At 69.1% G+C, this 19,445-nt stretch carries 19 protein-coding genes; 7 read left to right on the top strand and 12 right to left on the bottom strand.

All coding sequences use genetic code 11. The features are described from left to right. Positions 1-48 precede the first annotated feature (48 nt). Positions 49-1,011, top strand: coding sequence for an L-threonate dehydrogenase (gene ltnD / locus ACFPOE_RS16770; RefSeq protein ID WP_376851918.1), 963 nt, complete (start codon positions 49-51; stop codon positions 1,009-1,011). A gap of 16 nt (positions 1,012-1,027) precedes the next feature. Here the strand turns inward: ltnD and ACFPOE_RS16765 are convergent, their stop codons facing one another. From ACFPOE_RS16765 to imuA, 4 genes are all read right to left on the bottom strand, one after another. Further along, positions 1,028-1,639 carry a YbhB/YbcL family Raf kinase inhibitor-like protein gene (locus ACFPOE_RS16765; protein ID WP_376851370.1) on the bottom strand — a complete coding sequence of 204 codons (612 nt, stop codon included), beginning with the start codon at positions 1,637-1,639 and terminating at the stop codon, positions 1,028-1,030. A 76-nt stretch (positions 1,640-1,715) separates the two neighbouring features. Further along, entirely contained in the window at positions 1,716-5,027 is a 3,312-nt protein-coding gene (locus tag ACFPOE_RS16760; protein ID WP_376851369.1) for an error-prone DNA polymerase, read from the bottom strand. Next, complete coding sequence (locus ACFPOE_RS16755) at positions 5,020-6,348, bottom strand: DNA polymerase Y subunit UmuC family protein (RefSeq protein WP_376851367.1); 1,329 nt, start codon at positions 6,346-6,348, stop codon at positions 5,020-5,022. Before ACFPOE_RS16755 ends, ACFPOE_RS16760 begins: the two co-directional genes overlap by 8 nt. Beyond that, complete coding sequence (gene imuA, locus ACFPOE_RS16750) at positions 6,317-7,063, bottom strand: translesion DNA synthesis-associated protein ImuA (protein WP_376851365.1); 747 nt, start codon at positions 7,061-7,063, stop codon at positions 6,317-6,319. The genes ACFPOE_RS16755 and imuA overlap by 32 nt, the downstream gene beginning before the upstream one ends. Positions 7,064-7,147: 84 nt before the next feature. Here imuA and ACFPOE_RS16745 point away from each other — a divergent pair, with 84 nt between their 5' ends. Genes ACFPOE_RS16745 through ACFPOE_RS16725 form a run of 5 tightly spaced genes read left to right on the top strand, consistent with a single transcriptional unit; the run spans position 7,148 to position 10,861 of the window. Next, positions 7,148-7,453, top strand: a complete 306-nt coding sequence (locus ACFPOE_RS16745; protein ID WP_376851364.1) for a type II toxin-antitoxin system HigB family toxin — start codon at positions 7,148-7,150, stop codon at positions 7,451-7,453. Then, positions 7,450-7,812, top strand: coding sequence for a helix-turn-helix domain-containing protein (locus ACFPOE_RS16740; protein ID WP_376851362.1), 363 nt, complete (start codon positions 7,450-7,452; stop codon positions 7,810-7,812). Before ACFPOE_RS16745 ends, ACFPOE_RS16740 begins: the two co-directional genes overlap by 4 nt. A 21-nt stretch (positions 7,813-7,833) precedes the next feature. Further along, positions 7,834-9,669 carry an ABC transporter ATP-binding protein gene (locus ACFPOE_RS16735; protein WP_376851360.1) on the top strand — a complete coding sequence of 612 codons (1,836 nt, stop codon included), beginning with the start codon at positions 7,834-7,836 and terminating at the stop codon, positions 9,667-9,669. Beyond that, positions 9,669-10,262, top strand: coding sequence for a DNA-3-methyladenine glycosylase (locus ACFPOE_RS16730; protein WP_376851358.1), 594 nt, complete (start codon positions 9,669-9,671; stop codon positions 10,260-10,262). Before ACFPOE_RS16735 ends, ACFPOE_RS16730 begins: the two co-directional genes overlap by 1 nt. Next, positions 10,259-10,861 (top strand): thioredoxin fold domain-containing protein, encoded by a 603-nt coding sequence (locus tag ACFPOE_RS16725; RefSeq protein ID WP_376851356.1) that lies wholly within the window; start codon positions 10,259-10,261, stop codon positions 10,859-10,861. Before ACFPOE_RS16730 ends, ACFPOE_RS16725 begins: the two co-directional genes overlap by 4 nt. Here the strand turns inward: ACFPOE_RS16725 and ACFPOE_RS16720 are convergent. The 4 genes from ACFPOE_RS16720 to ACFPOE_RS16705 form a co-directional block, all read right to left on the bottom strand. Further along, positions 10,858-11,379, bottom strand: coding sequence for a hypothetical protein (locus tag ACFPOE_RS16720; RefSeq protein WP_376851354.1), 522 nt, complete (start codon positions 11,377-11,379; stop codon positions 10,858-10,860). The two genes, ACFPOE_RS16725 and ACFPOE_RS16720, sit on opposite strands and share 4 nt — an antisense overlap. Before the next feature lie 144 nt (positions 11,380-11,523). Further along, on the bottom strand, positions 11,524-12,900 hold the full coding sequence (locus tag ACFPOE_RS16715; protein ID WP_376851352.1) for a CoA transferase: 1,377 nt from the start codon (positions 12,898-12,900) through the stop codon (positions 11,524-11,526). Further along, a complete protein-coding gene (locus ACFPOE_RS16710; RefSeq protein WP_376851350.1) occupies positions 12,897-13,535 on the bottom strand; it encodes a 3-oxoacid CoA-transferase subunit B in 639 nt (212 codons plus the stop codon). Before ACFPOE_RS16710 ends, ACFPOE_RS16715 begins: the two co-directional genes overlap by 4 nt. A 54-nt stretch (positions 13,536-13,589) precedes the next feature. Beyond that, positions 13,590-14,294 (bottom strand): CoA transferase subunit A, encoded by a 705-nt coding sequence (locus ACFPOE_RS16705; protein WP_376851349.1) that lies wholly within the window; start codon positions 14,292-14,294, stop codon positions 13,590-13,592. Between the two features lie 100 nt (positions 14,295-14,394). On the opposite strand from ACFPOE_RS16705, the gene ACFPOE_RS16700 reads away from it, so the two are divergent. Further along, positions 14,395-14,940 (top strand): LuxR C-terminal-related transcriptional regulator, encoded by a 546-nt coding sequence (locus tag ACFPOE_RS16700; RefSeq protein ID WP_376851347.1) that lies wholly within the window; start codon positions 14,395-14,397, stop codon positions 14,938-14,940. 44 nt (positions 14,941-14,984) lie between these two features. Here ACFPOE_RS16700 and ACFPOE_RS16695 read toward each other — a convergent pair whose 3' ends face one another. The 4 genes from ACFPOE_RS16695 to ACFPOE_RS16680 form a co-directional block, all read right to left on the bottom strand. Beyond that, positions 14,985-15,836 (bottom strand): carbohydrate ABC transporter permease, encoded by an 852-nt coding sequence (locus ACFPOE_RS16695; protein ID WP_376851917.1) that lies wholly within the window; start codon positions 15,834-15,836, stop codon positions 14,985-14,987. A 53-nt stretch (positions 15,837-15,889) separates the two neighbouring features. Further along, positions 15,890-16,792 carry a carbohydrate ABC transporter permease gene (locus ACFPOE_RS16690; RefSeq protein WP_376851345.1) on the bottom strand — a complete coding sequence of 301 codons (903 nt, stop codon included), beginning with the start codon at positions 16,790-16,792 and terminating at the stop codon, positions 15,890-15,892. A 122-nt stretch (positions 16,793-16,914) separates the two neighbouring features. Continuing rightward, positions 16,915-18,243 carry an ABC transporter substrate-binding protein gene (locus ACFPOE_RS16685; protein WP_376851343.1) on the bottom strand — a complete coding sequence of 443 codons (1,329 nt, stop codon included), beginning with the start codon at positions 18,241-18,243 and terminating at the stop codon, positions 16,915-16,917. Between the two features lie 65 nt (positions 18,244-18,308). Beyond that, entirely contained in the window at positions 18,309-19,382 is a 1,074-nt protein-coding gene (locus ACFPOE_RS16680; RefSeq protein WP_376851342.1) for an ABC transporter ATP-binding protein, read from the bottom strand. Between the last annotated feature and the right edge of the window lie 63 nt (positions 19,383-19,445).

Below are 19,445 nucleotides of genomic sequence, written 5' to 3'. Positions count from 1 at the left end.
CATTAGGCACCGGGGCCGCGCCGGCTCGCAAGCGTTGTTCGCGCCGGGATTGACGCAGCACAAACGCTCGCCCACCATCGGCCTTTCAACCACACGGACCAAGGCATGAACCAGACAGCGGGACTCATCGGGCTCGGAGCCATGGGAGCGGGCATCGCCGCCACCCTGCGCGCCCGGGGATACGAGATGCACGTGTGCGACGCGCGGCCGGACGCAGCCGCGTCCTTCGCGCGCGACGGCGGCGTGGCCTGCGCGACGCCGGCGCAGGTCGGCGCGGCCTGCGAGGTGGTGGTGAGCGTCGTCGTCAACGCCCAGCAGACCGAGAGCGTGCTGTTCGGCGACCAGGGCGCGGCCGTCGCCATGCGCCCGGGCAGCGTGTTCGTGATGTGTTCGACGGTGGACCCGAACTGGTCGATCGCGCTGGAGCAGCGCCTGAACGCCATGGGCATCCACTATGTGGACGCGCCGATCTCCGGCGGCGCCGCCAAGGCCGCCAGCGGCCAGATGACGGTGATGAGTTCCGCCAGACCCGAGGCCTATGCGAAGGCCGACCCGGTGCTGGACGCGATGGCCGGCAAGGTGTACCGGCTGGGCGACCGGGCCGGCGCCGGCAGCAAGGTCAAGATCATCAACCAGCTGCTGGCCGGCGTGCACATCGCCGCGGCGGCCGAGGCAATGGCGCTGGGCCTGCGCGAAGGCGTGGCGGCCGATGCGCTGTACGAGGTGATCACCCACAGCGCCGGCAACAGCTGGATGTTCGAGAACCGGATGGCGCACGTGCTGGCCGCCGACTACACGCCGTTGTCGGCGGTGGACATCTTCGTCAAGGACCTCGGCCTGGTGCTGGACACCGCGCGCGCCAGCAAGTTTCCGCTGCCGCTGGCCTCCACCGCGCATCAGATGTTCATGCAGGCCTCCACCGCCGGCTACGGCCGCGAGGACGACAGCGCGGTGATCAAGATCTTCCCGGGCATCGAGCTGCCGGGGCACCAATTCCCGCTGGCCGACTGAGCAGGGGCCCGGCCGCTCAGGCGGCCAGCGGCGCGGCCTCCGGCGCCTTGATCGAGCCGTCGGGCCGCTCGTAGGTGCCGACCAGCAGGCCGCTGGCCAGGCCGCGCTCGCGCACCGCCGCCACCACCTCGTCGCGCCCGGGCGTGCCTTCGAAGGGCGCGCCGGCACCCAGCGCGAACAGCTGGAAGGCATAGCGGTGCCGGCCGTGGCCGGGCGGCGGGTCGGGCGGCAGCCAGCCGGCCATCAGGTACGAGTTGCGGCCCTCGTGGACCTGGTCGTCCTTGTCGCCGTCGATCGCGCCTTCCGGCAGCGCGGCGTCCTGCGGCGGCAGGTCCACCGCGATCGCATGCACCAGCGGATGGGGCGTGGGCGCATCCGCATCCTCCACGATCAGCACCAGCGAGGCCGCATTGGCCGGCACGCCGCTCCATTGCAGCGGCGGCGACACGCCCTCGCCGTCGGCGGTGTAGCGCGCCGGGATCGGCGCGTGGTCGGCGAAGGCCAGGCTGGCGACCTGCAGCGAGCCCATGCCGGCGCGCAGGCCGGAGTTGTTGAAGACGATCTGGTCCATGCCGGCGCGCATGTCGCGCAGCGCGTGGCCGATGATGTCGGGCAGTTTTTCGAGCATGGACAAGATATAACGGCAAAGCGCGGCGTTGGCTGTCGGACGCTGCCCATTGCGTTCACCCTGAGTTGCCGAAGGGTCAGTGGAAGTCGCGGCTGCCCGTTCCCTGTTGCGCCAGCCGTCCCAGCAGCGGCGTCAGGTCCTTGAGCTTGCGGGCCAGCAGGTGGCGGACCTGGCCGCCGCTTTCCACGTCGCGCTGCCAGACGCCCTCCACCGCCAGCAGGCGCGACTTGAGCAGGGCGTCGCGCTGCGCCTCCACCACGTGGTTCCAGACGATGACGTTGACGGTGCCGGTCTCGTCCTCCAGCGTGACGAACACCGTGCCCTTGGCCGTCGGCGGCCGCTGGCGCACGGTGACGATGCCGCAGGCGCGCGCCGGATCGCCATGGGCCAGCGGCCGCAGCTGGCTGGCGGTGAGCAGGCGCATCCGCTCCAGCCGCGGCCGCAGCACCGCCAGCGGATGGCGGCGCAGCGTGAGGCCGGTGGCGGCGTAGTCGAACACGATGTCCTCGCCCTCGCCGGCGTGTTCCAGGTGCAGCCGCTCCTCCTCGATCGGCGCGTCCTTCAACAGCGCCGGTGCCCGCCGCTGGGCGGATGCGGCCCAGGCCTGCTGGCGCCGGTGGCCGGCCAGGCTGGACAGGGCGTCGGCGGCGGCCAGCGCATTCATGTCCTTGAGGTCCAGTTCGGCGCGCAGCGCCAGGTCTTCCACCGTGCCGAACGCCGCCTGCTGCCGGGCCTGCACGATGCGCTCGGCTCCCTTGTCGCTCAGCGTGCCGACCAGGCGCAGGCCCAGCCGCACGCAGGGCTGCAGGCCGTTGTCCTGGCCGGGCGCGCCGCCGCCGTCCGGCGCCTCCAGCGTGCAGTCCACGGCGCTGAGCGCCACGTCCACCGGCCGCACCTCGATGCCGTGGCGGCGCGCGTCCTGGATCAGCTGCGAGGGCGTGTAGAAGCCCATCGGCTGCGAGTTGAGCATCGCCGCCAGGAAGCAGCCCGGCTCGTGGCACTTCATCCAGCTGCTGCTGTAGGCCAGCAGCGCGAAGCTGGCGGCATGGCTTTCCGGGAAGCCGTATTCGCCGAAACCCTCGATCTGCTTGAAGATGCCCTCGGCGAATTCCAGCGGATAGCCGTTGTCGGTCATGCCCTTGACCAGCGGATCGCGGAAGCGGTGCACGCCGCCCTTGCGCGACCACGCCGCCATCGAGCGGCGCAGCGCATCGGCCTGGCCGGCGGTGAAGCGCGCCGCCACCATCGCCAGCTGCATCACCTGCTCCTGGAAGATCGGCACGCCCAGCGTGCGGCCCAGGGCCGGCTCCAGTTCGTCCTTGACGTAATGGATCGGCAAGCCTTCGCGCTGGCGCTGCCGCGCCTTCAGGTACGGATGCACCATGCCGCCCTGGATCGGGCCGGGCCGCACGATCGCCACCTCCACCACCAGGTCGTAGAACTTGCGCGGCTTCAGCCGCGGCAGCATCGACATCTGGGCCCGGCTCTCGATCTGGAACACGCCCACCGTGTCGGCGGCGCAGATCATGTCGTAGGTGGCCGCGTCTTCCTTGGGCACTTCCGCCAGCGACCAGGCGCTGCCGCGCCACTGGTTGCGCAGTTCCAGCGTGCGGCGCAAGGCCGACAACATGCCCAGCGCCAGCACGTCCACCTTCATCAGGCCGACGGCCTCCAGGTCGTCCTTCTCCCACTGGATGATGGAGCGGTCCGCCATCGCCGCGTTCTCCACCGGCACCAGCCTGGTCAGCCTGGTCTGCGTCAGCACGAAGCCGCCGACGTGCTGGCTCAGGTGGCGCGGAAAGCCGCGCAGCTCGTAGGCCAGCTCCATCCAGCAGTCGATCTTCCAGGGCTGTTCCTGCACGCCGATGGCGGCGGCCACCTCCAGCAGCCGCCGGGTGAGGATCTCGCGGTCGAACCAGAAGTGGTCCTTGGCGAAGGCGTCCACCAGCTTTTCATTGACGCCGAGCGCCTTGCCGACGTCGCGGATCGCCATCCTGGAGCGGTACCGCACCACCACGGCGGCGATCGCCGCGCGCTCGCGGCCGTACTTGCCGTAGATGTACTGGATCACCTCCTCGCGCCGCTGGTGCTCGAAGTCGACGTCGATGTCGGGCGGCTCGTTGCGCTCGATGCTGATGAAGCGCTCGAACAGCAGGCTGGTCATCTCCGGCGGCACCTCGGTGATGTGCAGGCAGTAGCAGACCGTGGAGTTGGCCGCCGAGCCGCGGCCCTGGCACAGGATGCCCCGGCCGCGGGCGAAGCGCACGATGTCTTCCACCGTCAGGAAGTACATCTCGTACTTCTTGAGCGCGATCAGGCGCAGCTCGTGGCGGATCTGCTGGCGGTGCTGGTCCGGGATCCTGCCGCCATAGCGGCGGTAGCCGCCCCGCAGCGTCAGCCGCGCCAATGCGCCCATCGGGCTGCGGCCCGGCGGCACCGTCTCCAGCGGGTAGTTGTAGCGGATCTCCTCCAGGCTGAAATTGCAGCGCCGCGCCACTTCCAGCGTGGCGGCCAGCAGCGCGGGCGGATAGATCTGCCCAAGACGCAGCCGCGCGCGCAGGTGGCGCTCCGCGTTGCCCTGCAGGGCGAAGCCGCATTCGGCCACCGTGCTGCCCTGCTGCACCGCAGTGATCACGTCCTGCAGGCGCTTGCGCGAGCGCACGTGCATGTGGACGTCGCCGGCCGCCACCAGCGGCACGCCGCTGCGCTGCGACAGCTCCTGCAGGGCGGCCAGCCACAGCTCGTCGTCCAGCTCGTGCAGCAGTTCCACGCCGATCCACAGGTGCCGCGAAAAGATCGCCTGCATCCGCTCCACCAGGACGCAGGCCGCATCGATTTGCAGCGACGCGCCTTCGCTGCGTTGCGGCAGCCAGACGATCTCGCAGCCTTGCAGCAGCGTGAGCTCGCTGTGCGCCCAGCCGACCTGGTACTGCCCCTTGACGCTGTCGCCCATCCGCGCCGCGCTGATGAACTGGCACAGGCCGCCCCAGCCGGCCAGGTCGCGCGCGATCGCCACCAGCTTGCCCTCGGGGAAAGCGAACTCGCTGCCCAGCAGCAGCTTGAAGGGATGGCGCAGCGGCCCTTCCTCGGGCTTTTCCTGCTCGCGTTTTTCCAGCTCCTGCAGGTAGTCCTTGAGCCCCACGTGGGCCCGCACCACGCCGGCCACCGAGCATTCGTCGGTGATGGCCAGCGCCTCGTAGCCGATCTTGTAGGCCCGCTGCACCAGTTCCTCCGGATGGGAAGCACCCCTCTGGAAGCTGAAGTTGCTGATGCAATGCAGCTCCGCATACCCGGGCAGCAGTTGCGCGGCCCATTCCGATTGCACCGGCGGCAGCTGGGTTGCCAGCGGCGGGCCGGACTGCAGTTCCTTCTCCGGCGCTTCAGGCATACAGGCCCTGCAGGTACCAGCGCGCCTGCGCCGGCTGCGCCTCGCTGTCGGCCAGGGACGCGGGCCGCTCGCGGTAGATCCACACCAGGCCCACCGCCGGGCTGCGGGCGATGAAGTAATCGCGCAGCGCCAGGCCCTTGCCCTCTTCGTCCCACCAGCCGGCCTCGATGCGCTGCGGCCGCGTCAGCAGGCGCAGCGGCCCGTGGTACTGCGGCGTGTCCCGCTGCACCGCCAGGCGCAGCGGTTGCGGCAGCAGCCAGGGCGGATGGATGGCATCGGATGGCGGGGCCGCCCTGGCCTTGCCCTTCCTGCGCGGCGCCGGCGACACGTCGACCGGCAGCTGCTGCTGCGCCGGCACCCAGTGCTGCCGGTGCTCGGGCCGGTGATCGGCATTGGCTTGGGGCACCAGCACCTGCTCGGGCCCCAGCCGCGCGCTCAGGCGTTCCACCAGCTGGTGCAGCTTGTCGCCCCTGGCCTGGTCTTCCGCCAGCAGGCTGCGGCTGGCGCCGCCCCAGGCGGTGGTCTCCAGCGAGCGCAGGCGCAGGTGGTTGGCCGGCGCGGCGATGCTGGCGCGGTCCAGGTGCTCGCTGGCCAGCTTGCGCAGGTGCGCCATGTCCTGCGCCGGCTGCGCGGTGCGGATCACCAGCCGTTCGTGCGAGGGCAGCCGGGCGCCGTCCAGGCGCTTGAGGTCCAGCGTCCATTCGAGCTCGAAGGCCAGCACGCCGAGCTGGCGGGCCTGCAGCCAGACCTGCAATTGCGCCAGCAACCGGGCGGCGCTCCACATCAGCTCGGGCGCGCTGGTGGCCAGCGCCGGCAGCTCCAGTTTCTGGTCGAACAGCTCGGGCAGGGTGAGCCAGGGATAGCGCTCCGGCTGCCGGCCCATGGCGCCATCGAGCGCCGCCAGCAGCGGCGCGCCGAAGCGGCGCGACACGCCGCCTCGCGGCAAGGCTTCCAGCTCGCCCCAGGTGCGGCAGCCGGCGCGGGCCAAGGGCTCGATGTGCTCGCGGGCCGCCGTCAGCGTGTCCAGCGGCAGCCGGCGCGCTTGCGGCGGCATCGGACGGCCCGCCATCTTCTGGCGCAGCAGCCCGAGCGCGATCAGCGAGGTCGGGCCCTGGGCCCAGTCCGCTCCTGCCAGCTCCGGCTGGCCCTGCAGCAATTGCTGCAGCAGCGCCCGCCGGCCGCCCCACAGCCGCAGCGATCCGGACAGCTCCAGCAGCAGCGCCTCGTCCACCTGCGCGACCCGGGGCGTGAAGCGCAGGCCCCACCAGCTCCAGGCCGTGCGCTGGCCTTCATCCGATGGCAGCAACGCGATCCAGAACATGCAGTCTCCTGTTCGGGCTGTCCGGCACGGCCACCGGCCTGGGAATGGAAGAAGGACGGCGCTTGCGGGCCTGCAGCAGGGCCGCCAGCCGGACCGGATGCGCGGGCAGCAGCAGCGGCTGCTCCAGCGGCGGGCCGCGCCGCTTGAGGATGCCCACCTCCAGCTGCTCGGTGCCGGCGACCTGCAGCCGGACGCGGGCCGGCGACGCCTCCTGCGCGCTGCGCAGCGTGCGGAACACGAACAGCAGGTGCTTGTGCTGCTGCGCCGCCATCTGCAGACGGCGCAACTCCGCGCTCCTGGCCTGCGGCAGCCAGGCCAGCACGGCCGCCACCTCGGCGCAGCGCAGCGCCTGCTCGGTCGCCCACAGGCGCTCGGCCGGTTTGGCGGCGCGGATCCAGAGCAGGCGCTCGCCGGCAATCCCCTGGGCTTGCAGGCCGGGCACGAAGGGCTGGAACGGCGCGGCCACCAGCACCACCGGCCCGGCCTGCGATTGCAGCAAGCGCGCCAGCGCCGGCGCCGCCAGCTGCCAGACGTGCTGTTCGGGCCGCTCCTGCAGCACCTCCACCAGCCCCAGCGGCCAGCCGCCGCCGGGCAGTTCGGCGTCCAGGGCCGCATGGCCGCTGGCAACCGTTCCCTCCTCCGCGCAGGCCATCTCCCGCCCCTGCCAGACATGGGGCAGCTCGTCGGGGATGACACGAAGAAGGGGGGAAGACACGGCAGGAATTCGGCGGAACAACTGTTTGTTTATACAGTATCAGGCACGCCGGGACCATCCCAGTCCCAAAATGGGACTAAAATCATGCACGTGGTTTCCATCAAGCACATCCGCGACTTCTACGGCCGACGCCCCGATGCGGGGCCGGCCCTGAAGGCCTGGACGCAGGAAGCCCGTTCGGCGTCCTGGAAGTCGCCCCAGGACATCAGGCACCGGTATGCCAGTGCCAGCTTCCTCAAAGGCAACCGGGTGGTCTTCAACCTGAAGGGCAACGACTACCGGCTGGTGGTCGCCGTCGCCTATCGGTACGAAACGGTCTACGTCAAGTTCATCGGCACCCATGCGGAGTACGACGCGATCGACGCCGCGACCGTGGAGATGGCGCCATGAACATCCGTCCCATCCGCAGCGAAGCCGATTACCGCGCCGCCCTCCAGCAGGTCTCGGCCTATGTCGACCAGGAGCCCGAGCCAGGCAGTGAAGACGGCGACCGCTTCGAAATCCTGGCGGCCCTGGTCGAGGCCTACGAAGCCCGCCATTTCCCGATCGACCTTCCCGACCCCATCGATGCCATCAAATTCCGCATGGAACAATCCGGCCTGTCGGTCAAGGACCTGGAGCCGATGATCGGCAAGTCCAACCGCGTCTACGAAGTGCTCAACCGCAAACGTCCCCTCACCCTGGCGATGATCCGCCGCCTGCGCCAGGGGCTGGGTATCCCGGCGGATGTGCTGGTCGGCCCCGCCTAACCTTTCCTCCGGAGTCCCCGTTTGTTCCGCGCCTTCGAACGCCTGCTGCATCCCTATCCCGAAGCCGAACCGCTGCTCCCGCCCAAGGGCTTCTTCGCATTCATCTGCGCCTGCACCCAGGGCCTGCGCGGCTACATCGCCGGCCTGGCGCTGCTGAGCGCGGCCATCTCGGCCTACGAAGCCTTCCTGTTCGGCCTGCTGGGCCGCATCGTCGACTGGCTGGGCCAGGTGCCGCCGCAGCGCCTGTGGACCGAGCAGGGCCACATGCTGACGGTGCTGCCCGGCGTGCTGGTGGCCAGCATCGCGCTGGTGGCGATGCAGACCATCCTCAAGCACCAGACGCTGGCGATCAACTTCCCGCTGCGGCTGCGCTGGAACTTCCACCGGCTGATGCTGGGCCAGAGCCTGGCCTTCTACTCCGACGAGTTCGCCGGCCGGATCACCACCAAGGTGATGCAGACCGCGCTGGCGGTGCGCGAGATGATCTTCACCACCACCGAGGTGATCATCGGCATCGGCGTCTACTTCATCACCATCCTGGCGCTGGCCGGCTCCTTCGACGCCCGGCTGATGCTGCCCTTCATCGGCTGGTTCGTGCTGTACCTGGGCGGCATCTTCTATTTCGTGCCGCGGCTGGGCCGGGTCGGCAAGATGCAGGCCGACGCCCGCTCGCTGATGACCGGCCGCATCACCGACGCCTACACCAACATCTCCACCGTCAAGCTGTTCTCCCACACCCAGCGCGAAGCCGGCTTCGCCCGCGACGCGATGCAGGAATTCAAGACCACCGGCTACCGCCAGATGCGGCTGGTGAGCAGCTTCGAGATCGTCAACCACGCGATGGTGGTGCTGCTGATCCTGGCGGCCTGCGGGCTGTCGCTGCTGCTGTGGACCCGCGGCGAGATCGGCATCGGCGCGGTCGCGGCGGTCACCGCGATGGCGCTGCGCATCAGCGGCATGTCGCACTGGATCATGTGGGAGATGACCTCGCTGTTCGAGAACATCGGCACCGTCCAGGACGGCATCAGCACGCTGACCCGGCCGCGCCAGGTGGTGGACCGGCCCGGCGCCGGCCAGCTGCAGGTGACGCGCGGCGAGGTGCGCTTCGAGCACGCCGACTTCGGCTACGGCGGCGACCGCAAGGTGATCGACGACTTCTCGGTGACGGTCAAGCCGGGCGAGAAGATCGGCCTGATCGGCCGCTCCGGCGCCGGCAAGTCGACGCTGGTGAACCTGCTGCTGCGCTTCTACGACCTGGACAGCGGCCGGATCCTGATCGACGGCCAGGACATCGCGCAGGTGACGCAGGACAGCCTGCGCCGCCACATCGGCATGGTGACGCAGGACACCTCGCTGCTGCACCGCTCGGTGCGCGACAACATCGCCTACGGCCGGCCCGGCGCCAGCCAGCAGGAGATCGAGCAGGCGGCGCGCCGGGCCGAGGCCGACGGCTTCATCGCCGACCTGGGCGACCTGCACGGCCGGCGCGGCTACGACGCCCACGTGGGCGAGCGCGGCGTCAAGCTCTCGGGCGGCCAGCGCCAGCGCATCGCGATCGCGCGGGTGATGCTCAAGGACGCGCCGATCCTGCTGCTGGACGAAGCCACCAGCGCGCTGGACTCGGAAGTGGAGGCGGCGATCCAGGCCAGCCTGAACACGCTGATGCAGGGCAAGACGGTGATCGCGATCGCGCACCGCCTGTCCACCATCGCGGCGATGGACCGGCTGATCGTGATGGACGACGGCCGCGTCGTCGAGGAAGGCGACCACCGCGCCCTGCTGGCCCGGGGCGGGCTCTACGCGCGGCTGTGGGCGCACCAGAGCGGCGGCTTCCTGGGCGAGCAGGTGGACGACTGATGGCCGCCCGGCAGCTGCGCGCGCAGGACTTCGCCGGCGACTCGCACGGCGTGGCGCAGGCCCTGATCGGGGCCACGCTGCTGGTGGACGGCGTCGGCGGCGTCATCGTCGAGACCGAGGCCTACGACATGGCGGACCCGGCCTCGCACAGCTTTTCCGGGCCCACGCCGCGCAACCAGGCGATGTTCGGCCCGCCCGGACGCGCCTATGTGTACCGCTCGTACGGGATCCACTGGTGCCTGAACTTCGTCTGCCGCGAGGAGGGCCACGGTGCCGGAGTGCTGATCCGCGCGCTCGAGCCGACGCAGGGCATCGAGCGCATGCAGGTTCGCCGCGGGCTCGACGATCTGCGGCTGCTCTGCTCGGGCCCGGGCAAGCTCGGGCAGGCGCTGGGCATCACCCACGACCTCAACGGCCACCGGCTGGACCGGGAACCCTTGCGGGTGTTGGCGGCACCAAGGGATGTCGACGTCGTCACCGGACCGCGCATCGGCATCTCGAAGGCGATGGACCTGCCCTGGCGCTTCGGCCTGGCGGGTTCGCGCTTCGTCAGCGCAAAATTCAGATCACCCACCAGCAAAAGCGACCCATGAAGAAAAGAAACCTGCTCACCTGTGCCCTGCTCGCCAGCCTGCTCGCCCTCGCCGGCTGCAAGGACGCTGCCGATACCCCGGCCGCCGCCGCTTCGGCGGCCGCGCCGGTGCCCACCGTCTCGATCGCCGCCATCGCCAGCGAGGCCAAGGGCTTCACCGTCGGCTCCGCGATCAGCGTGCGCACCGTCTATGTGTTCTTCGACCCGCAGTGCCCGCATTGCGCCGAACTGTGGCAGCAAGCCAAGCCGCTGAAGTCGCAGGCCAAGTTCGTCTGGATTCCGGTCGGCCTGTTGAACCCGAGCAGCGGGCCGCAGGGCGCCGCGATCCTGGCGGCAGCCGATCCGGCCGCCGCGATGGATGCGCACGAGGCCTCGATGGCCGCCAAGACCGGCGGCATCACCGCCACCGGCGACCTGGCGGCGCAGAAGGCGGCGGTGGATGCCAACACCAAGCTGATGAACCGCTTCCAGTTCCAGGGCGTGCCGACCATCGTGGCCAAGCACGCCGTCACCGGCGAGCTGGTGGTCAAGGAAGGCGCACTGCCGACCGCCATGCTGGCCGCGGCGCTGGGCCTGCAGCCGCCGGCGCCGGCCAATTAACGCAGTTCGCTGACCACCATCCCGCCCTGCTGCACCACCGTCAGCGGCGGGTTGTGCAGTTCGGTGATGACGGTGTCGCCGGCACGCGCCCTGCGCTGCGCCAGCACGGCCGGCGCGGCCACCGGCGCCGGCGAGGCGCTGGAATAGCTGCTCAGTCCGGCCACCATCACCGGCGTCGGCTGGCTGATCAGGGCCACGCCGGACGGCAGGATCGTGTGCGGCGCGTGCATCGCGGCGGCAGTGCGGCGGTCGGTCAGCAGCGGCGACGGCCGGCTGGGAGACTGCGGCAGCGCCACCTTGACCGGGGCCTGGCTCGGGCAGTCGGTGCTGGCGTCAAAGATCATCGATCCGCCGGGGAAGCGCACCGGCACCGTTTCATGCAGCGGGCGGCTCATGTCCACCGGGGGCGTCTGCGAGTTGTAGACGACGTGGTTGTCCCGGTCGTAGACCGTGTAGCACGCCATGGCGTTGACCGAGGCCAGGCCGATGGCACAAAAGAGAGCGAGTTTGAGTTTCATGATCAGCCTCCCCGGGGACCGGGTGTTGGTATGAAGCGATGATGAAACCGCCGGCGCAGCGCGCAGGCAGGCCAAAGCACTGTCGTCGGGCAGTCCAATGGTCTGTCTGATTGTCAGACAGTATCCCCACCCTGTAGCCGGGCGTTACCAGTGTGGCGGTGAGTGTCCGGGCTGCACTGATGGGCTTGAATAGCGCGCCGGCGTTCGCTCCAGTTGCGCGCTCGGACGGATGGCGGTGAGCTCGCCGAAGCCGGACGCCGAGGTTTCCAGGTACGGGGCGCGGGACGTTGGCCGCGCCGACAGGCCGCCCTCCACCCGTCCCAGCCCGCGCAGCCAGTGCGCCGTCTGGGCCAGCGACAGCTGCACGTGCCAGCTGCCGCCTTCGCGCTGCTGGCGCCACAGCGCCGCGCAGGCGGCGAGCGCCATCAGGAAGCCCGTCGCCTCATCCAGGATCTGCATCGGCATCGGGCGCGGCTTGCCGTCGCCTGCCGCCTGGCCCTCGGCATGGTTGAAGCCCATCGCGGTCTGCAGCAGGGAATCGAAGCCGCGTCGTCCGGCCCAGGGGCCGGCGTTGCCATAGGCGCTGAGCGACACGCAGACGATGCCGGGGCGCCGCTGCGCCAGCGCCGGCGCGCCGTAGCCCAGCGCCTCGAGCCCGCCGGGGCGGTAGCCCTGCACGAAGACATGCGCGCCCTGCACCAGGCGATCCATTGCGGAGCGGCCGGCCGCCTCATGCAGGTCGATGTGGGTGGAGCGCTTGCCGCGGCTGGTGTCCGCGATCGCGGCGATGTTGGGCAGCTGCGGCGAGTTGACCAGCATCACGTCGGAGCCGTGCGAGGCCAGCGCGCGGCCGGCCACCGGGCCGGCCAGGATCCGCGTGAGCTCCAGCACCCGCACGCCTTCCAGCGGCCGTTGTTCTAGGGAGAGCGGCTGCAACGCCAGCGGCGGCGCGTCGCCGATGCGGTCGATCGAAAACAGCGGTTGCTGGGCGACCGCCAGCGCCTGCGGGGTTGCGTCCCATTGCTGGAAGCTGCGCAGCGCGGTGGCGACCAGGCCGGCCTCGGCGGCAGCGCTTTCGAAGTCGACCGCGTTCCAGCGCAGCATCGCCGCCTCGGCGTCCGCGCGCGTTGCGGTGGCCGGATTCAGCCCCAGGAGGCGCAGCGCGCCGTCGCGGTGGTGGGCGAAATTGGCGTGGATGCGGACCCAGCCGTCGGCGCTGCGGTACAGGCCGGAGAACTTGTCCCAGGGATCGGGCGTGCGGCCGTCGATGGCGAACCAGCCGGTGCATTCCACCGCCGCGTGCTCCATCGCCACGCCGACCCGTTGGCGCGGCGCGCCGCGCTGGTGGCCCAGCTCGCAGGCCGCGAGCGCAGCCGCGGCAATCGTGGCCTGGGCCGCCGTGCCGACGCAAAAGGAGGAAGGAAAGACCGGCTCGCTGCCGGTGAGCCGGGCGAAGGCGAGCGCCGCGCCGGGCAGCCCGGCGCGCTCCCACAGGCTGTCCAGCACCGCGGCCGGGCTCACACCAGCTTGACGCCGGTCTTGGCCTGCATGGCTTCGCGCGTCACGCCGGGGGCGAGTTCCACGATCTTCAGGCCCTGCGGCGTCACGTCGATCACGCCCAGGTCGGTGATGATGCGGTCCACCACGCCGACTCCGGTCAGCGGCAGAGTGCATTGCGGCAGGATCTTCATGTCCTCGGTGCCGTCCTTCTTCCTGGCGACGTGCTCCATCAGCACGATCACGCGCGGCACGCCGGCCACCAGGTCCATCGCGCCGCCCATGCCCTTGACCATCTTGCCGGGGATCATCCAGTTGGCCAGGTCGCCCTTCTCGCTGACCTGCATCGCGCCCAGGATCGAGAGGTTGATCTTGCCGCCGCGGATCATGGCGAAGCTGTCGTGGCTGCCGAAGATCGCCGAGCCCTTGATGGTGGTGACGGTCTGCTTGCCGGCATTGATCAGGTCGGCGTCCACCTCGTCTTCATAGGGGAACGGCCCGATGCCCAGCATGCCGTTCTCGCTCTGCAGCCAGACCTCCACGTGGTCCGGCACGAAGTTCGCCACCAGCGTGGGGATGCCGATTCCGAGGTTGACGTAGAAGCCGTCTTCGAGTTCCTGGGCCGCGCGGGCGGCCATCTGGTCTTGGGTCCAAGGCATGTTCGTGCTCCTCTAATCAGTTTGGGACAAAGCTGAAGATCTGTCCCCAAGGTCTCAGACTTTACGGTCGCGAAGCGTGCGCTTCTCGATGCGCTTCTCGGGGTTGGCGTTCAGCACGATGCGGTGCACGTAGATGCCCGGCAGGTGGACATCGTCCGGCTCGATCTCGCCGGTGGCCACGATGCGCTCCACTTCCACGATGCAGACCTTGCCGGCCATCGCGGCGGCGGGATTGAAGTTGCGCGCCGTCAGGTTGAAGCGCAGGTTGCCCGAGCGGTCCGCCACGTCGGCCTTGACCAGCGACACGTCCGGCACCAGCGAGCGCTCCATCACGTAGGTCTCGCCGTCGAACTCGCGCAGTTCCTTGCCCTCGGCCACCAGGGTGCCGACGCCGGTCCTGGTGAAGAAGGCCGGGATGCCGGCGCCGCCGGCGCGCAGCTTCTCGGCCAGCGTGCCCTGCGGCGTGAACTCCAGTTCCAGTTCGCCGGCCAGGTACTGGCGCTCGAACTCCTTGTTCTCGCCGACGTAGCTGGAGATCATCCGCTTGATCTGGCGGGTCTGCAGCAGCTTGCCCAGGCCGAAATCGTCGACCCCGGCGTTGTTGGAAATGACGGTCAGGTTCTTGGTGCCGCTGGCCTTGAGCGCCTCGATCAGCGCCTCCGGAATGCCGCACAGGCCGAAGCCGCCGACGGCCATCAGCTGGCCGTCCTTGACGACGCCCTGGAGTGCCGCCTCCGCCGAGGGGAAAATCTTGTTCACGAGTGTCTCCTGATGAGATGAATGGCCGGTTCGCGCGGGCCCCGATCGCCGCTACGATACTACCTATGTCGTTACGTAGTTCCTCGTAAAGGTTAGCCCGATGGACGTCGACTACCGGCTTGCGTTCAACCTCGCGCCAGTGGGTCTCGTGCTGTCGCGAAACCGGTCCATTGTGGACTGCAACCAGCAGCTGTGCGAGATGTTCGGGGCCTCGCGCGAGCTGTTGATCGGCCAGTCGTTCATGGTGCTCTACCCGAGCGCCGACGAGTACGAGCGGCTCGGCGCCCGGATGGAGCCGATCCTCAATGCCAAGGGCCATTACGCCGACGACCGCATCATGAAGCGGGCCAGCGGCGAAGTGTTCTGGTGCCACGTCACCGGCCGTGCGCTGAACCGCGAGCAGCCGCATGCATCGGGGATCTGGAGCTTCGAGGACCTCAGTTCACGCCGGCCGGTGAAGGCCGAACTGACGGCGCGCGAGCGCGAAGTGGCCGCGCGCCTGCTCGATGGCATGACCTCCAAGGAGATCGGCAAGACGCTCGCGATCAGCCACCGCACGGTGGAGATCTACCGGGCCCGCCTGATGCGCAAGTACAAGGCCAGCACCACCGCCGACCTGGTGCACCGGCTGATGGCGGGGAATTGACATGCCGCGCATGTCATCCGGCCTCGAGCCGGGATCCAGACGCTTCACTCCTTCACCGACCCCGTCATCCCCGAGACGTAGTACTCGACGAAGAACGAGTAGATGAAGGCCACCGGCAGCGAGCCGAACAGGGCGCCGGCCATCAGCGAGCCCCAGTGGTAGACGTCGCCTTCCACCAGTTCGGTGACCACGCCGATCGGGATCGTCTTGATCTCGCTGGAGGAGACGAAGGTCAGTGCGTAGATGAACTCGTTCCACGACAGCGTGAAGGCGAAGATGCCGGCCGAGATCAGGCCGGGCACCGACAGCGGCAGCACGATCTTCACCAGGATCTGCCAGCGGGTGGCACCGTCGATCAGCGCGCACTCCTCCAGCTCGAACGGGATCGAGCGGAAGTACCCCATCAGCAGCCAGGTGCAGAACGGGATCAGGAAGGTCGGATAGGTCAGGATCAGCGCCAGGCGGGTGTCGAACAGCCCGAGCTGGAACACCACCGAGGCCAGCGGGATGAACAGGATCGACGGCGGCACCAGGTAGGCCAGGAAGATCGCCAGCCCCACGTGCTTGGCGCCCGAGAAGCGCAGCCGCTCGATCGCATAGGCGGCGAACACCGAGGCGGCCAGCGAGAAGACGGTGGAGACCACCGACACCAGCACCGTGTTCCACATCCACTGCGGATAGGAGGTCTCGAACAGCAGCTTCTTCACGTGCGCCAGCGTCGGCGCAATGATCCAGAACGGGTTGCCCTCGCGCGAGAGCAGCTCGTTGTTCGGCTTGAAGGCGGTGATCGCCATCCAGTAGAACGGGAACAGCAGCACGAACAGGAAGATGCACAGCGGCAGGTAGACGGTGGTGAGCTTGCGGGCACGCGTGTCCAGGAAGCCCATGCCGCCCATGTCCGTGGTGGTGCCCTGCGCCGCAGTGGCGGCGGGCGTGGTGGGGTCGGTGCTCATTTGTCGGCCCCGCCTTGTTGCCATGCGCGGCGCTGCAGGCCGAAGTAGCTGAACATGATGGCCGCCAGCAGGAACGGCACCATCGCGATCGAGATCGCCGCCCCTTCGCCCAGCGCGCCGCCGGAGATCGCGCGCTGGAACGACAGCGTCGCCATCAGGTGGGTCGCGTTCAGCGGCCCGCCGCGCGTGATGACGTAGATCAACTGGAAGTCGGTGAAGGTGAACAGCACCGAGAAGGTCATCACCACCGCGATGATGGGCGTCAGCAGCGGCAGCGTCACGTGGCGGAACTGCTGCCAGGGCGAGGCGCCGTCGATGGCGGACGCCTCGTAGTACGACGGCGAGATGGTCTGCAGGCCGGCCAGCAGCGTGATGGCCACGAAGGGCACGCCGCGCCAGATGTTGGCCGCGATCACCGAGAAGCGCGCGTTCCAGGGCATGCCCAGGAAGTCGATGTACTGGTCGATCAGCCCCATCTTCATCAGCGCCCAGCTGATGATGGAGAACTGCGCGTCGTACAGCCACCAGAAGGCGATCGCCGACAGCGCGGTGGGCACGATGTAGGGCAGCAGGATCACGGCCCGGAAGAAGGTCTTGAACCGGATGTTCTTGTTCAACAGCAGCGCCAGCCACAGGCCCAGGAAGAACTTCACCACGCTGGCCACCGTGGTGTAGAACAGCGTGTTGAACAGGGCCAGTTGCGTCACCGCGTCCTGCGCGATGAACACGTAGTTCTCCAGCCCGATCCACTGGCCGGGCCGGCCGACCTTGGCGTCGGTGAAGCCCAGCCAGACGCCCAGCCCGAGCGGATAGGTCAGGAACAGCAGCAGCAGCACCGCCGCGGGCAGCATGAAGATGAAGCCGAGCGCGTTGCGGCTGTTTTGAAGTTTATCGAGCATGGGGACCACCGGACGCCGTCAGCCTTCGCTCACCCTTTCCGCCAGATTGACCGCCACGCGCCGCCAGGCCGCGTGTGCGTGTCGAATCAGGCGGCAAGTTGAGCGGCACCTTCGGTGTCCGCTCAAACCTTGTAGTAACGCTCGGCCCGTTTCTGGGCCCGCTCCATCGCCTCCTTCACCGGCTTGGAGCCGCTGATGGCCTCCGCCACCATGTTGACCACGATGAAGTCGGCGCCGGCGCCCGCCGAGGCATAGCCCAGCTTGCCGGCATAGCCGGCCGGCCGCATGTTCTTCACGGCGTCGCGGTACGGCGTGTTCTTCGGGTCCACCGTCCAGATCGAGCTCTTCTCGTAGGCGGCCAGCGGCGCCGCGACGTAGCCGCCGGCGCCGGTCAGCCAGGGGTCGAACTGGTCCCATTCCATCATGAAGCGCAGGAACTCCTTGGCCGCCTGCGGGTACTTGGTGTACTTCATGACCATCTGGTTGAAGAACAGGTGGGATTCGGTCGGCTGGCCCACCGGCCCGACCGGGAACGACGCATGGTTGATGTCGGCCGCCATCTCCTTGAGCTTGGGCTCGGGCGAGGTCCGGGCGGCGTAGTAGATCGAGATGCCGTTGTTGGTGACGCTGATCTGGTTGTCCAGGAAGGCCTTGTTGTTGTTCGGGTCCAGCCACGACAGCGTGCCCGGGATGAAGGTGGCATAGAGCTGCTTGCCGTATTCCAGCGCCTTGAGCGTTTCCGGGCTGTCGATCACCACCTTGTTGTGCTGGTCCACCAGCTTGCCGCCGAAGGCCCACATCAGCCAGTTGCACCACAGGCCGTCGCCGGTGGCGTTGCCCAGCGCGAAGCCGCCCGGCGTGCCCTTGGCATGCAGCGCCTGCAGCATCTTCAGGAAGCCGTCGGTGTCCTTCGGGAAGCTGTCGAAGCCGGCGGCCTTGAGCATGCTGGTGCGATAGACCATCATCGAGCCGGCGGCGCCCAGGCCCAGGCCGATCCACTTCTTGCCGTCGGGCTTGAGGTAGGCCTGCACCGAGGGATACCAGCCGCCGTATTTCCTGCCCAGGTACTCGGCCAGGTCGGTCACGTCCAGCAGCTTGTCGGGATAGAGGTTGGCGTCGTCGTTGGTCGACAGGATGATGTCCGGGCCGGCGCCGGTGTTGGCCGCCACCGCCGCCTTGGGCCGCACGTCTTCCCAGCCCTCGTTGTCCACCCGCACCTCGATGCCGGTCTTCTCGGTGAACTTCTTGACGTTGACCATGTACGCGTCGATGTCGCCCTGCACGAAGCGGCTCCAGCGCAGCACCCGCAGCTTGGCGCCCTTCTCCGGCTTGAAGGCGATGTTCTGCGCATGCACGGCCGGCGCGAACACGGCGGCGCCGGTGCCCAGCGTGGCCGCGGCGGCGACGCTGGCGGACCCCTCGATGAACTTGCGGCGGTTGAAATCGGTCATGGCTTGTCTCCTTGTCTGATCTGGTGTTGACGTTGGAAAGGGCAGCGGGGAATCGATTCGCGCCGTCAGGCCGCCAGCCGGCGGCCGGTCTCGGCGTCGAACAGGTGGGCGCGCTGGCGGTCGGGCAGCAGGTGGATGGTGCTGCCGGGCGCGAAGTCATGGCGCTCGCGGAACACCGCCGACAGCTCCACCCCCTCGTGGCGGCAGGCCACGAAGGTGTCCATGCCGGTGGGCTCCATCACCACGACGCGCGCCGGGATGCCGGCGCCGTCGGTGAGCGTCAGGTGCTCGGGCCGGGTGCCGAAGATCACCGGCTGGCCGTCGCTGCCGTCGGCCAGGGGCGGCGCATCGAGCCGGGTGCCGTCGTGCAGTTCCACCTGCGCAGCGCCGCCGCCGCGCCGCAGGGTGGCGGGCAGGAAATTCATCGCCGGCGAGCCGATGAAGCCGGCCACGAACTGGTTGGCCGGATGGTCGTACAGCTCCAGCGGGTCGCCGGTCTGCTCGATCCGGCCGTCGCGCATCACCACGATCTGGTCGCCCATGGTCATCGCCTCGATCTGGTCGTGGGTGACGTAGATGGACGTGGTCTTCAGCCGCAGGTGCAGCTCCTTGATCTCGGCGCGCATCGCCACCCGCAGCTTGGCGTCCAGGTTCGACAGCGGTTCGTCGAACAGGAACACCTGCGGGTCGCGCACGATGGCACGCCCCATCGCCACCCGCTGGCGCTGGCCGCCCGACAGCTGGCGCGGATAGCGGTCCAGCAGTTCGCCCAGCGCCAGGATGCCGGCGGCGCGCGCCACCTTGGCCTCGATGGTGGCCTTGTCCTGCTTGGCCATCTGCAGGGCGAAGGCCATGTTCTCGCGCACCGTCATGTGCGGATAGAGCGCGTAGTTCTGGAACACCATCGCGATGTCCCGCTCCTTGGGCTGCAGTTCGTTGACGCGCCGGTTGCCGATGCGCACCTCGCCGGCGCTGATCTGCTCCAGGCCGGCGATCATCCGCAGCAGCGTGGACTTGCCGCAGCCCGACGGGCCGACCAGCACGGTGAAGGAACCGTCCGGGATCTCGATGTCGACCCCATGCAGGATCGGGACTTCGCCGAAGTTCTTCCTGACTGCCTCGATGGTGACGCTGGCCATGCAACTCGCTTCCTGAAGGGCGCAAGCAGTGTGGTCCGGGCAGCGGCGGGCCCGCCATCGGGT

The sequence above is a fragment of the Caenimonas terrae genome, from assembly GCF_042655405.1.
GTDB classification, from domain to species: domain Bacteria; phylum Pseudomonadota; class Gammaproteobacteria; order Burkholderiales; family Burkholderiaceae_C; genus Ramlibacter; species Ramlibacter terrae_A.
This window is presented reverse-complemented; position numbering and strand designations above follow the sequence as displayed.

Coding starts and splice junctions, on each gene's coding strand:
- ACFPOE_RS16765 (WP_376851370.1), bottom strand. CDS start 1,639: ATGCTCGAAAAACTGCCCGACATCATCGGCCACGCGCTGCGCGACATG.
- ACFPOE_RS16760 (WP_376851369.1), bottom strand. CDS start 5,027: ATGCCTGAAGCGCCGGAGAAGGAACTGCAGTCCGGCCCGCCGCTGGCA.
- ACFPOE_RS16755 (WP_376851367.1), bottom strand. CDS start 6,348: ATGTTCTGGATCGCGTTGCTGCCATCGGATGAAGGCCAGCGCACGGCC.
- ACFPOE_RS16745 (WP_376851364.1), top strand. CDS start 7,148: ATGCACGTGGTTTCCATCAAGCACATCCGCGACTTCTACGGCCGACGC.
- ACFPOE_RS16740 (WP_376851362.1), top strand. CDS start 7,450: ATGAACATCCGTCCCATCCGCAGCGAAGCCGATTACCGCGCCGCCCTC.
- ACFPOE_RS16730 (WP_376851358.1), top strand. CDS start 9,669: ATGGCCGCCCGGCAGCTGCGCGCGCAGGACTTCGCCGGCGACTCGCAC.
- ACFPOE_RS16725 (WP_376851356.1), top strand. CDS start 10,259: ATGAAGAAAAGAAACCTGCTCACCTGTGCCCTGCTCGCCAGCCTGCTC.
- ACFPOE_RS16720 (WP_376851354.1), bottom strand. CDS start 11,379: ATGAAACTCAAACTCGCTCTCTTTTGTGCCATCGGCCTGGCCTCGGTC.
- ACFPOE_RS16710 (WP_376851350.1), bottom strand. CDS start 13,535: ATGCCTTGGACCCAAGACCAGATGGCCGCCCGCGCGGCCCAGGAACTC.
- ACFPOE_RS16700 (WP_376851347.1), top strand. CDS start 14,395: ATGGACGTCGACTACCGGCTTGCGTTCAACCTCGCGCCAGTGGGTCTC.
- ACFPOE_RS16695 (WP_376851917.1), bottom strand. CDS start 15,836: ATGGGCGGCATGGGCTTCCTGGACACGCGTGCCCGCAAGCTCACCACC.
- ACFPOE_RS16690 (WP_376851345.1), bottom strand. CDS start 16,792: ATGCTCGATAAACTTCAAAACAGCCGCAACGCGCTCGGCTTCATCTTC.
- ACFPOE_RS16685 (WP_376851343.1), bottom strand. CDS start 18,243: ATGACCGATTTCAACCGCCGCAAGTTCATCGAGGGGTCCGCCAGCGTC.
- ACFPOE_RS16680 (WP_376851342.1), bottom strand. CDS start 19,382: ATGGCCAGCGTCACCATCGAGGCAGTCAGGAAGAACTTCGGCGAAGTC.